Raw genomic sequence first — 11,734 nt, 5'->3', positions numbered from 1 at the left:
CATCTGAACAGCATGAAAAACACTTCATTCCGTACTGTCGCGCGCCGCGGACTCTCCGTGGCCGCTGTCTCAGCGTTCTCCGTTACAGGTCTTGCACTCTCCGCAACTGCGGCCAACGCCGCCGACGGAGCTACCTGGGACGCCCTTGCGCAGTGTGAAAGCGGTGGCAATTGGGCTACCAACACGGGCAACGGATACTCCGGTGGCCTGCAGTTCAGTCCCACCACCTGGGCTGCCTACGGCGGCACCGGCAGTGCCGCTGAGGCCAGCCGTGAGCAGCAGATCGCCGTGGCTGAAAACGTATTGGCCGGCCAGGGCTGGGGTGCATGGCCCGCGTGCTCGGCATCGCTTGGCCTGAGCGGCGGCGCCACCGGCGTCACCACCCAGTCAGTGCAGGTCCAGCAGGCGCCGGTCCAGCAGGCACCCGCCCAGCAGGCACCCCTTCAGGCCGCGCCTGTCCAGGGCCCGGCTGCCGGGACCGCGGCGCGCCACGTGGCAGAGGTTGCCCTGAGCGGAGAAACCTACACGCTGCAGGCGGGCGACACGCTCAGCACCGTCGCCGAGAAGCTGGGCATCGAAGGCGGCTGGCAACTGCTGGCCGATGTCAACGCAGGCACCATCGCAGATCCCAACCTGGTGTTTGCCGGCCAGGTGCTGCACCTCCCGGCCTAGTCCCCCACAAACCCGACTGGCTCGCAGTTAACGTCGTCAACATCTGTTGTGACGACATCTACTGCGAGCCAGTTTTGGTTTAGACGGCTACTTGGTGTGCATCGGGACTAATGGCGGCGGGCCGCAGCGTGGGAATTTCGCGCACAATGCGGACCTTCCACGCAGAGTCGTCGGTAGTGTCCAGGAGCGCCACCGTCCCGTGTGCCAGGTTCAAGGCAACACGCTTGACGGCCAGAAGCTCCAGGTACAAGTGCTCGTTCATCCGGGCAGGGGTGTCGATCACGTACTTGACGGCGTCACGCACCTGCCGGTAATTGCTGCTGCTCTCACGGTGCATGTGAAGCTGAAGCTGGCTCTTCTGGCGCAGCCGCGGCTCGTGCCTGTTAAGCAGGGACACCGCGACGTGAACGCCGATGACCAGTGCGAGCGACACCGCGTAGATCCACCAACCGCTGGACAGCAGGAACAACGGCAGGTTGGCGATGGCAACAATGGCTATGACGATCCGCAAGGCGATAATCCGCCGCACGGTCAGGGCCGCGGCCGCCAAGGTGGAACGGAAGCCATGCTGTTCCTTGCGGGCAGCGGAGGAATCGAGCACAAACTCGTCCAGGACCAGGATCCCGTTGGCTTCCGGCGGCAGCATTTGGCCGTACCGGGGAAGCCTGGCTGCATCAGGAGCGGGCGTGGGCTGCTGCGAGGAGGAACTGTGTGACATGGCCGGGCTCCAAAAAACTGGGTACTGGAAGGCTGGAACGTTGCCGGTCATCTTAGTCCCTGCTCCAGGGGAAAGTATGCATGGGTCCAACATGTGAACACTGGCCGAATTGGCGCACAGCCGAACAGCCGTCAGACTGAAAGGATGCAGACTTTCCTCCCCTACCCTGACTTCAGGCAAAGTGCCGCCGCTTTGGACACTGCCCGGCTGGGTAAACAGCGTGTTGAGGCGCTGCAAGTCCTGCGCGCCCTGGTCATTCCGGCCTACGGCTGGCAGACACATCCGGCCGTTCGAATGTGGATGGGCCATGTTCCGGCCATGACCATGTACAGCCTGGCCATGGTGGATGAATGGACCCGGCGCGGCCATGCTGATAACACCCGCCAGAACATCACCGAATTCGCGCCCCAGGCGGCCCACCCCGACTACGCAGCAAAGATCCCCCTGCCTTACTGGCTCGGCGATCCTGCGCTCCACCTGAGCCACCGGTCCAAACTGGTGCACAAGGATTCCAAGTTCTACGGCCCCCTCTTTGGCGACATCCCGTCAAATCTTGATTACGTCTGGCCTGAACCCCGCCACGAGTTCATCCCTGAAGACCCGGTAAACGACGTTCTGTGGATCCTGCGTTCCCCGCACCCTGAGGTGGACCCGGAAACCCTGACCCGGGTTGCCCTGCCTCCGGTGCGCGGTAAGGCGGCAGCGCCGGTTCCGGAACCCGACGGTTACAGTCCTGTGTACGTGGAGGAGACCTCGCGCCGGCCAACGCAGCCCCTGCGGAAGTTGCCTCCCGTCAAGGAGAAAAAGCCTACGCGTAAGCGGGTGGCCCAGGAAGAGGCGTTCCGGACGCTGCCGGGCAACACCGATGTGGCTGTGGAGCTCGAAGGCGGCGCCAGGTATGCGCTGGGCAAGGTGCATGGGCGGCCCATCACCCTTGACGACGGACGCTTCGGAAGGAACTTCACCGTCACTGCCATCCTGGACCGCGACGCCTTCGATTACCCGGCACGGCTGCAGGATCCGCGCGTCTTCTTCCCGGTCACGGCCCCCTGAGCGCAGCGGGACCAACGGATATGCAGGTTCTGATTGCCGGTTGCGGCGACCTGGGCACCGAGGCAGCCCTCCGTTTCATTGCTGCGGGCCACCGGGTGACGGGGTGGCGGCGCTCCCCCGCCAAGCTTCCGCCCGCTATTGAAGGTGCAGCGGCTGACCTGGGCAGTGCAAGCCTGCCGCGGATCCCGGCGGCGACTGCCGCCGTCGTAATCTCAGTTGCTGCTGATTCCCCCACCGAGAGCGCCTATCGGACTGCCTACGTCGACGGCGTCCGCAACGTCCTGGCCGCGCTGGACCGCGACGGCGTGGTGCCGCGGCGCATCCTGTTCGTCTCCTCGACTGCGGTGTACGGCGACGCGGGCGGCGGTTGGATCGATGAAAGCACGACGCCGGAACCGGGCGGATTCTCAGGCCGCATCTTGTTGGAGGCGGAGGAGCTGCTGCAGGACTGGGTGTCCGGCAGGGCGACGGAGGCCATCGCGCTCCGGCTGGGCGGTATATACGGTCCGGGCCGCACCAGGCTGATCGACCAGGTAGCAACAGGCAAAGCAGTCATCCCGGAGGATCCACGGTTCACCAACCGCATCCACCGCGACGACGCCGCGGCCGCTATAGTGCGGCTGTGCACCATGGACGGCCCTGCCGCGCCCGTTTATATCGGCGTGGACAACGACCCCGCAGAGCTGGGTGATGTTTTACGCTTCCTGGCCGTGGAGCTGGGACGCGAGGCGCCGCCGTCGGGCCCTGGAGCAGAGGCCCGCGGCGGCAACAAGCGGTGCAACAACGCGAAGCTGCGGTCCACCGGACTGGAGTTAGCCTTCCCGACGTTCCGGGAAGGCTACCGCAGCATCCTGGCCGGCGAAGGCACGCGGCACCCGTAAGATTTCTTCAGCAGATCAGTCTTCTGGAAGGCGCGCGGGCTCGCCGCTGGAACTATCGACGTCGGTCCAACCTTCGCCCTCGTTGAACCTCGCAACAAGCTTGCCGACGCCGGCGTCGAGTGAGGCGGATGGATCGTCGTACAGCCGCCCGGACGTGGCCCGGCTGTGAAGCAGCAACTGCTCTGCCTCGATCTTGGCCTCGGCCGTGGTGGCTCCGACAATTGCTGACCGTGCCGGCAGTTCGGTGATGTGGATGACCTCCGCGCCGGTTTCGGTGAGCGGGATGGTCACGCCGGAATTGATCTCATCATGCGGGATCTCGAACTCGGCGTCATCTTCCGATGCTGGCACTGTGTACTCAAGAAAATACGTCATGCCCTCCACCCTGTCAGAAATGTTCCGCCCTGTCAGAAATGTTCCGCGGACGTGAAGTCCAGTGACATGGCCGCGCGCCGGGCCCCTTCCAGGCGCGCGCGAAAGCCTGCCGGCACCTGAGCTGGCAATTCGTTGATCGGGAACCAGCGAACGTCCTCGCTTTCATCACTCACGGAGATTTCGACATCCGGAGCGATAGCCGCAGCGAACCCCACATCCCAGTGCACGGCGCATGAGAATCCCCCCTGCAGATCGTGCCGGTCAAGATCCACGACCGCGGAAGAAAGCAGGACGAGCCCGCCAATTCCGGACTCCTCGCGAGCCTCCCTCTGCGCGGCTTCCGCCACCGAGGCGTCCTGCAGCTCGATATGCCCGCCGAACTGCACCCAGAACTGCCCCTTGCGATGGAAACACAGGAGAACCTGATCGAATTCAGGCGAAAACACGAAACAGGACCCCGTGACGTGCTCCGGACCGCCGTTCCGACGTAACGCGGCGTCCCCCGCTTCCTTCAGGAACCGCAGATACGCCTCCCGCGGTCCTGATTCAGGAAGTGCGCCGAGGCTGGTCAGCAAATTGTTCAGAGGCATCCTGCTAGTTTGCAGCACGAACGCGAACGGACAACACGTTCCGGATGATGGAATTGCTTTTCCATCGAGCGGGTATAAACTGCACCAAAGGACAGCAGTATGGCGTGCATCACACCCCTTCGCCGCTGAATCAACCCTTCGGCACTGAAGTGGCGTGCGGTAAGCAATCACTATTAGGTGTTGTCCCTCGCAGGGGCACTGAGGAGACGCGGACATGGACCCTATCCGAATTACAGTTAACGGCGACCTGCACGAGTGTGACGGGGAGAACCCGCATACACGGCTGCTTGACTGGTTGAGAGCAGAGGGTCTGACCGGAGCCAAAGAAGGCTGTGCAGAAGGCGAGTGCGGCGCCTGCGCCGTCATGGTCGCGCGTCCGGACGGGCCCGAACGGAGCCGGTGGACATCAGTGAATGCCTGCCTGCCACCCGTCTTGGCGTTCGACGGCCAGGAAATCATCACCGCAGAGGGTTTGGGCAGAGCACAGGGACCTCGTGCTGTTGAAGACCTGCACCCTGTCCAACGGGAGATGGCCGACCGCGGCGGCTCCCAGTGCGGCTATTGCACTCCAGGTTTCGTCTGTTCCATGGCCGCTGAGTACTACCGCCCTGAGCGGACCGCCTCCACCTTAGATGCTTCGGTGCAGAGCGGCACCGCAGTAGTGGGCGAGGAGCACGCGACCGATCACCAATGCGGTCCGAACGGCTTTGATCTGCATGCCCTGAGCGGCAACCTCTGCCGCTGCACGGGCTACCGGCCTATCCGGGATGCGGCGTACTCACTGGATACCCCGGCCGAGACCGACCCCTTATTGCTCCGGCAGGGCCGGCCGGCCCCCGCCGCTCGATCAACCCGTACTGCCGCCGGTGGTGCACGTTTTATCAGGCCACAGACCATGGAGGAAATCTTGGAACTTCTCCAGCAGAATCCGGCAGCCAAGCTGGTAGCGGGTTCCACCGACCTTGGAGTGGAGGTCAATCTCAGGCACACCCGACCTCAGCTGACCTTGGCCATTGACCGGCTGGAGCCGCTGCGGGTCCTCGAAGTCACAACCGACCGGATAGAGATCGGCTCTGCTCTGACGCTCACTGAAGTCGAACGCGGACTCGCCGGACGGATCCCGCTATTGACCCAGCTCTTCCCCCAGTTTGCCTCCCGGCTGATCCGCAATGCGGCAACCTTCGGCGGCAACCTCGCGACGGGGTCACCTATCGGCGACTCAGCTCCCGCGCTGCTTGCCCTCAACGCGTCTGTCGTACTGATCTCCGCCAGCGGGGAGCGCGAAATTTCTCTTGCCTCCTACTTCACCGGGTACCGCCAGAGCGTCAAGGAACCTGACGAGCTGCTCCGCGCAGTGCGCATCCCGTTGCCCCTGTCGAACCGGACCGCCTTTTACAAGATTTCCAAACGGCGTTTCGATGACATCTCAAGCGCTGCCATCGCCTTCGCCATGCAGCTGGACGGAGGCACAATCTCCTCCATACGGATCGGTCTCGGCGGAGTGGCCGCCACCCCGATCCGTGCCTCGCGAACCGAGCAGGCCCTGGAGGGACAACCATGGACACCTGACGTAGCCCAGGCAGCCGCAACCATCATGTCCACTGAAGGCACCCCCATCGACGACTTGAGGGCCAGCGCCAGGTATCGTTCAGCGATGCTGGAACAGGCAGTTCTCAAGTTTCACGCAGAAACATCCCCCGCCGGGGCTATGGAGGTAACCCGATGAAATCCTTGGCTGATCGCCCCCTCAACTCCGTTGTCGGACTGCCCGTCTCGCACGAGAGCTCTGCCCTGCACGTGACAGGAACCGCGCTCTACACAGACGATCTCATTGTCCGCAGCCAGAACGTGCTCCACGCCTGGCCGGTCCAGGCTCCACATGCCCACGCACTCGTAACATCCCTGAGAACCCAGCGTGCCCTGGAGATTCCCGGGGTGGTCCGGGTGTTAACCGCGGCGGATGTGCCGGGCATTAATGATGCAGGCATCAAGCATGACGAGCCGCTGTTTCCTACTGAGGTGATGTTTTATGGCCATGCCGTCTGCTGGGTACTGGGAGAGACGCTTGAGGCCGCCCGGTTGGGAGCCGAGGCAGTTGAAGTCGATTACGACCCGTTGCCATCGCTTTTGACGCTCACGGAGGCCATCAGGGCGGAGAGCTTCCAGGGCCACCACCCAACAGTCAGCAGAGGTGATGCGGACTCTGCCCTGCAGGACGCCGTCCACCGGTTCAGCGGGGAGATCGAATTCGGCGGGCAGGAACACTTCTACCTGGAGACCCATGCTTCGTTCGTCTATGTCGATGAGAGCGGGCAGGTGTTCGTCCACAGCAGCACCCAGCACCCCTCCGAAACGCAGGAGATCGTGGCTCATGTCCTTGGCCTGAACAGCAACGACGTCACCGTCCAATGCCTCCGCATGGGAGGTGCCTTCGGCGGAAAGGAGATGCAGCCGCATGGTTTCGCTGCCATCGCCGCCCTCGGCGCGACTCTCACCGGCCGGCCCGTTCGCCTTCGACTCAACCGCACCCAGGACATCACGTTGTCAGGCAAACGCCACCCCTTCCACGCCCAATGGGAGGCAGGATTTGACCAGGACGGTCATCTCCAGGCCCTGAAAGCGACGCTTACCAGCGATGGCGGGTGGAGTCTGGACCTTTCCGAACCGGTACTCGCACGTGCGCTCTGCCACATCGACAATTCGTATTGGATCCCCAACGTGCACGTTGAGGGCCGGATCGCGAAGACCAACAAGACATCGCAAACGGCTTTCCGTGGGTTCGGCGGCCCGCAGGGGATGCTGGTCATCGAGGACCTCCTCGGAAGATGCGCACCGCTGTTAGGCCTGGACCCTGCCGAACTACGACGCCGCAACCTCTACCTTCCGGGTCAAAGCACACCCTACGGCCAGCCGGTCCGACATGCTGAGCGGCTGCACTCTATTTGGGCGACGTTGCTCGAACGTGCCGACTTCAGTCGACGGCAGGAACAGGTTCACCGTTTCAACGCCTCGCACCCACACACCCGCCGCGGCCTCGCTATTACTCCCGTGAAGTTCGGCATCTCATTCAACCTCACGGCATTCAACCAGGCCGGCGCCCTCGTCCATGTCTACAAGGACGGCTCCGTCCTGATCAATCACGGCGGCACAGAGATGGGCCAGGGTCTGCACACCAAGATGCGCCAGGTGGCTGCCACTGCCCTGGGGGTGCCCTTGGATGTCGTGCGTCTGGCTCCGACGCGTACGGACAAGGTACCCAACACCTCAGCGACGGCGGCAAGTTCGGGTGCTGACCTGAACGGCGGTGCGGTCAAGAACGCATGCGAGCAAATAAGCGAGAACCTAGCGCAGGTGGCGGCGCGCAAACTGAATATCCACCCCGATGATGTCAGGTTCGTGAACGGTAAGGTGACCGGGATCGGCTTCCACGACAGGGACCTAACTTTCGCTGAACTGGTCCACGATGCCTACTTCCAGCGCGTCCCGCTGTGGGCTGCCGGCTACTACCGCACCGAGGGCCTGCACTGGGACAGCGCCCGCATGCAGGGCGAACCGTTCAAGTATTTCTCCTTTGGGGCTGCCGTTTCCGAAGTTGAAGTGGACGCCTTTACCGGCGCTTACCGCCTGCTGCGGACCGACATCGTCCACGATGTCGGCGACAGCCTTTCCCCGCTCATCGACCTCGGGCAGGTTGAGGGTGGCTTCGTCCAAGGTGCCGGCTGGCTGACCCTGGAACAACTGCACTGGGACGAGTCCGACGGAGAACACCGGGGACGGCTGGCGACGCAGTCAGCCAGCACCTATAAATTGCCGAGCTTCTCTGAGATGCCTGAGGAGTTCAATGTCCACCTCTTCGAGCAAGCCACTGAGAGCGGTGTGGTCTATGGGTCCAAAGCTGTCGGCGAACCACCCTTTATGCTCGCTTTCAGTGTCAGGGAGGCGCTCCGGCAGGCTGTGGCCACGTTCGGTTCCGGCGATCGGCCCGTCGAACTGGACAGCCCCGCAACCCCCGAGGCGGTTTTTTGGGCGATCCAGGCGGCCCGTGAGGCTGCCACGGCCCCTTCCGGCTCCGCACTGATGACGGATGGGTCCGCGGCCTCGCGGGTTCCTACCTCCGCCCACTGATATGGACTGGCTGCGGGCGCTTCAAAGCCTACGTTCGGCGGGCTCACCAGGGGTTTTGGCAACGGTCACCGAGGTAAGAGGCCATGCCCCGCGGGATGCCGGAGCTAAGATGGTCGTCAGCGCCGAAGCATCCTGGGGCAGCATCGGCGGCGGGAACCTCGAAGCAACGGTGATAGACCGGGCACGGGAGATGCTCATGGCGGGCACTACCGTCCCTGAAAGCTTGACCTTCCCGCTCAACGAACATGCAGTCACGCAACACGGGAGGCAGTGCTGCGGAGGCGTCGCCAGCGTCCTCCTCGAACCTGTCCTCCCGCGTCCCACCGTCGCCGTCTTTGGAGCGGGACATGTGGGACACGAGCTGGCCAGGATTCTTTCCCGGCTGCCGATCCGCCTGCTTCTCGTGGACAGCAGATCCGAACAACTTGACCCCGCGCAGCTCGCTCACGTCATGGAGGGGACGGCAGACGTCCACCTTCTGCACACTGCTGTTCCGGACTCCGCTCTGGCAACACTGCCCGCAGGATCGCATGTGTTCATCATGACCCACGACCACGCCGAGGACTTCCTGCTCTGCGACGCCGCTCTGCGCCGGGGCGACCTCACATCAATCGCCTTGATCGGGTCTCGAGCGAAATGGTCCAGATTTCGCCAGAAACTGCAGGCTGAAGGACATGACGATCCGCTCATCGACACTATCCAGTGCCCGATTGGGCTTCCGGGTATCAGCGGCAAAGACCCCGCGGTCATCGCCATCAGCGCCGCCGGGAACCTGCTTCAGCAGCTAACCACGGAGATTTCCACTTCTGGATGAGCGCCGGCCCACTCCCCTGATCCAGGCCCAAACGACGTCCGACGCGTGCTCGTCGGGTCATGCCGAAACCGCGCCTGTCCCTACTTTCCGAGGCCTGCCCTGCGCAGCGCCTCTGCCATTGCGGTGTTGGCGTTGCTGCCCGCCGGCGCCTTCCGTGCATCGCCACGCGGTGTTTTGGAGGGGTTCCGCTGATTGTCGGTGGGCTTTTTGCTGCCCTGGTTCTGGGCCTGGCGGGGCCGTTCCTGCCTGGCGGAGGAAGCCGGCTGACCGGAACCCGCGCGGCCGGCTCCGGTGCCCGGATCGTCGTCGAGCCTCAGGGTAAGGGAGATGCGCTTGCGTTCGGGGTCCGCCTCGAGGACCTTGACCCGCACCACCTGTCCGGATTTCACCACTTCCCGGGGATCGGACACAAAGCGGTTGGCCAGCGCGGAGACGTGAACCAGCCCGTCCTGGTGCACGCCCACATCCACAAAAGCCCCGAAGGCGGCGACGTTGGTGACCGTTCCTTCCAGCACCATTCCGGGCAACAGGTCCGAAATCTTTTCGATGCCCTCTGCGAAGGTAGCCGCAGCGAACGCCGGCCGTGGATCCCTGCCGGGCTTCTCCAACTCAGCCATGATGTCCCGGACCGTGGGCACGCCGAAGGTTCCCTCAACAAACTGCTGCGGATCCAGTGACGTCGGTGCCACGCCACGGGACGCGGTCAGAATCCTGCGCGCAACTCCGTACGCTTCCGGGTGCACGCTGGACGCGTCCAACGCTTCAGCGCCTCCGGTAATCCGGAGGAAGCCCGCGCACTGCTCGAACGCCTTCGCTCCCAGCCGCGGCACCTTCTTCAGTTCGCTGCGCTTGGCGAACGGGCCGTGCTCATTCCGGTAGGCCACGATGTTTTCACTCAGCAACGGCCCGACGCCGGCCACCCGGCTCAGCAGCGCGGGCGAGGCCGTGTTGACGTCCACGCCCACAGCATTCACGCAGTCCTCCACCACGGCATCCAGCGAACGGTCCAGTTTCGCGGCCGTCACATCGTGCTGATACTGCCCCACGCCAATGGATTTGGGATCAATCTTGACCAGTTCCGCCAGCGGATCCTGCAAACGCCGGGCAATGGACACGGCGCCACGCAGGGACACGTCCATGCCCGGCAGTTCAGCGGAAGCCAAAGCCGAGGCCGAATACACGGACGCCCCGGCCTCGGACACCACCAGCTTCTGCACCTTCTGCTCTGCATCGGGCAGCCGCTTGATCAGTTCGGCAGCCAGCTTGTCCGTTTCCCGGGACGCCGTGCCGTTGCCGATCGCCACCAGCTCCACCTTGTGCTGTTGAGCCAGGCGCTCCAGAGTGGCCAGCGCCTCGTCCCATTTCCGTACCGGGGCGTGCGGGTACACGGTGTCGGTTGCAAGCACCTTACCCGTGCCGTCCACAACGGCCACCTTGACGCCCGTCCTCAGCCCCGGGTCCAGGCCCAGGGTGGCACGGTTTCCGGCGGGTGCGGCCAGCAGGACATCGCGCAGGTTCGCCGCGAAAACCCGGACAGCCTCGTCCTCCGCGGCCGCGAACATCCTGCTCCGAAGGTCGGCCGTGAGCCGCGCCAGCAGCCGCGAGCGCCACGCCAGCTGCGCGGTTTGCAGCAGCCAGCCATCTGCCGGGCGGCCACGGTCCGCTACTCCCAGCCGGCGGGCCACAGCGGCTTCGAAGCGGGCACGGGCAGCTGCGAAAGCATCGGCGTCGGCCGGGTCTGCCTCCGCGAGATCCAGCTCCAGGACACCGTCCTTCTCCCCCCGGAGCAGCGCCAGGACGCGGTGTGACGGCATCCCGGCGGGCGCCTGGGCAAACTCAAAGTAGTCGGCAAACTTTTGGCCATCTGCCACTTTGCCCTTCTTCACCTTGGACACCAGCCGGCCCTGCGTCCAGAGCCGCTCGCGCAACGGCTCCCCGAGCTCGGGATCCTGGGCCACCCGTTCCACCAGGATGGACCGGGCACCGGCGAGCGCCGCTGCGGCGTCGTCGATGGCGTGTTCGGCGTTCAGGTATTTGGCGGCTTCACGCTCGGGATCAAGCTCAGGCCTTTGCAACAGAGCCTCCGCCAACGGTTCCAGCCCGGCCTCGCGGGCAATCTGCGCCCTGGTCCGCCGCTTGGACTTGAACGGCAGGTAGATGTCTTCCAGCCGGGATTTGGTATCGGCGGCCACGACGGCGGCCTGCAGCTCCGACGTCAGCTGCCCCTGCGCGGCAATCGCCTCAAGGACGGTGCGACGGCGGTCCTCCAGTTCGCGGAGGTAGCGGAGCCGTTCGTCCAGCTCCCGGAGCTGGGCGTCGTCCAGCGTTCCCGTAACTTCTTTGCGGTACCTGGCGATGAAGGGAACGGTGGAACCGCCGTCGAGCAGTTCCACCGCCGCCTTCACCTGCCATGCCTTCACGCCCAGTTCGGTGGCGATCTGCTGGTGAATGGCTGTGTCAGACGGGCTGTTCGGGAGTTGAGTCACCAGAACATTTTGCCCTACTT

10 protein-coding genes are annotated in these 11,734 nt (G+C 64.2%); 6 read left to right on the top strand and 4 right to left on the bottom strand.

The genetic code is table 11. The features are described from left to right. The first annotated feature begins 12 nt into the window (after positions 1 to 12). Positions 13 to 672, top strand: coding sequence for a transglycosylase family protein (locus AC50X5_RS14585; protein ID WP_494976790.1), 660 nt, complete (start codon positions 13 to 15; stop codon positions 670 to 672). Positions 673 to 751: 79 nt separating this feature from the next. Here the strand turns inward: AC50X5_RS14585 and AC50X5_RS14580 are convergent, their stop codons facing one another. After that, entirely contained in the window at positions 752 to 1,318 is a 567-nt protein-coding gene (locus AC50X5_RS14580) for a hypothetical protein (RefSeq protein WP_494976880.1), read from the bottom strand. 216 nt (positions 1,319 to 1,534) lie between these two features. Between AC50X5_RS14580 and AC50X5_RS14575 the strand changes: the two genes are divergently transcribed. Then, the gene (locus AC50X5_RS14575) at positions 1,535 to 2,443 is read left to right on the top strand and encodes an MSMEG_6728 family protein (RefSeq protein ID WP_494976789.1); all 909 of its coding nucleotides are present in this window, start codon (positions 1,535 to 1,537) and stop codon (positions 2,441 to 2,443) included. 20 nt (positions 2,444 to 2,463) lie between these two features. After that, a complete protein-coding gene (locus AC50X5_RS14570; RefSeq protein ID WP_494976788.1) occupies positions 2,464 to 3,324 on the top strand; it encodes an SDR family oxidoreductase in 861 nt (286 codons plus the stop codon). A gap of 15 nt (positions 3,325 to 3,339) precedes the next feature. On the opposite strand, the gene AC50X5_RS14565 is transcribed toward AC50X5_RS14570, so the two are convergent. Both AC50X5_RS14565 and AC50X5_RS14560 read right to left on the bottom strand, forming a co-directional pair. After that, positions 3,340 to 3,699, bottom strand: coding sequence for a hypothetical protein (locus AC50X5_RS14565; protein ID WP_494976787.1), 360 nt, complete (start codon positions 3,697 to 3,699; stop codon positions 3,340 to 3,342). A gap of 32 nt (positions 3,700 to 3,731) precedes the next feature. Next, positions 3,732 to 4,274, bottom strand: a complete 543-nt coding sequence (locus tag AC50X5_RS14560; RefSeq protein WP_494976786.1) for an NUDIX hydrolase — start codon at positions 4,272 to 4,274, stop codon at positions 3,732 to 3,734. Between the two features lie 229 nt (positions 4,275 to 4,503). On the opposite strand from AC50X5_RS14560, the gene AC50X5_RS14555 reads away from it, so the two are divergent. From AC50X5_RS14555 to xdhC, 3 genes are read left to right on the top strand one after another with little or no spacing between them, the layout of a single operon-like run. Then, entirely contained in the window at positions 4,504 to 6,015 is a 1,512-nt protein-coding gene (locus tag AC50X5_RS14555; RefSeq protein ID WP_494976785.1) for a xanthine dehydrogenase small subunit, read from the top strand. Next, a complete protein-coding gene (xdhB, locus tag AC50X5_RS14550) occupies positions 6,012 to 8,414 on the top strand; it encodes a xanthine dehydrogenase molybdopterin binding subunit (RefSeq protein WP_494976784.1) in 2,403 nt (800 codons plus the stop codon). Before AC50X5_RS14555 ends, xdhB begins: the two co-directional genes overlap by 4 nt. Beyond that, positions 8,374 to 9,228, top strand: coding sequence for a xanthine dehydrogenase accessory protein XdhC (gene xdhC / locus AC50X5_RS14545; protein ID WP_494976783.1), 855 nt, complete (start codon positions 8,374 to 8,376; stop codon positions 9,226 to 9,228). The genes xdhB and xdhC overlap by 41 nt, the downstream gene beginning before the upstream one ends. 80 nt (positions 9,229 to 9,308) lie before the next feature. Here xdhC and AC50X5_RS14540 read toward each other — a convergent pair whose 3' ends face one another. Then, positions 9,309 to 11,714, bottom strand: a complete 2,406-nt coding sequence (locus AC50X5_RS14540; RefSeq protein WP_494976782.1) for a Tex family protein — start codon at positions 11,712 to 11,714, stop codon at positions 9,309 to 9,311. Between the last annotated feature and the right edge of the window lie 20 nt (positions 11,715 to 11,734).

This window comes from Pseudarthrobacter sp. MDT1-40-2 (assembly GCF_059383595.1).
Note: the sequence above shows the minus strand (reverse complement) of the source record. Positions and strands in the feature narration are given on the sequence as shown.

What these genes read in the sequence shown, in the direction of transcription:
- AC50X5_RS14585 (WP_494976790.1), top strand. Translation starts at nt 13, where the DNA reads ATGAAAAACACTTCATTCCGTACTGTCGCGCGCCGCGGACTCTCCGTG.
- AC50X5_RS14580 (WP_494976880.1), bottom strand. Translation starts at nt 1,318, where the DNA reads ATGCTGCCGCCGGAAGCCAACGGGATCCTGGTCCTGGACGAGTTTGTG.
- AC50X5_RS14575 (WP_494976789.1), top strand. Translation starts at nt 1,535, where the DNA reads ATGCAGACTTTCCTCCCCTACCCTGACTTCAGGCAAAGTGCCGCCGCT.
- AC50X5_RS14570 (WP_494976788.1), top strand. Translation starts at nt 2,464, where the DNA reads ATGCAGGTTCTGATTGCCGGTTGCGGCGACCTGGGCACCGAGGCAGCC.
- AC50X5_RS14565 (WP_494976787.1), bottom strand. Translation starts at nt 3,699, where the DNA reads ATGACGTATTTTCTTGAGTACACAGTGCCAGCATCGGAAGATGACGCC.
- AC50X5_RS14555 (WP_494976785.1), top strand. Translation starts at nt 4,504, where the DNA reads ATGGACCCTATCCGAATTACAGTTAACGGCGACCTGCACGAGTGTGAC.
- xdhB (WP_494976784.1), top strand. Translation starts at nt 6,012, where the DNA reads ATGAAATCCTTGGCTGATCGCCCCCTCAACTCCGTTGTCGGACTGCCC.
- xdhC (WP_494976783.1), top strand. Translation starts at nt 8,374, where the DNA reads ATGGGTCCGCGGCCTCGCGGGTTCCTACCTCCGCCCACTGATATGGAC.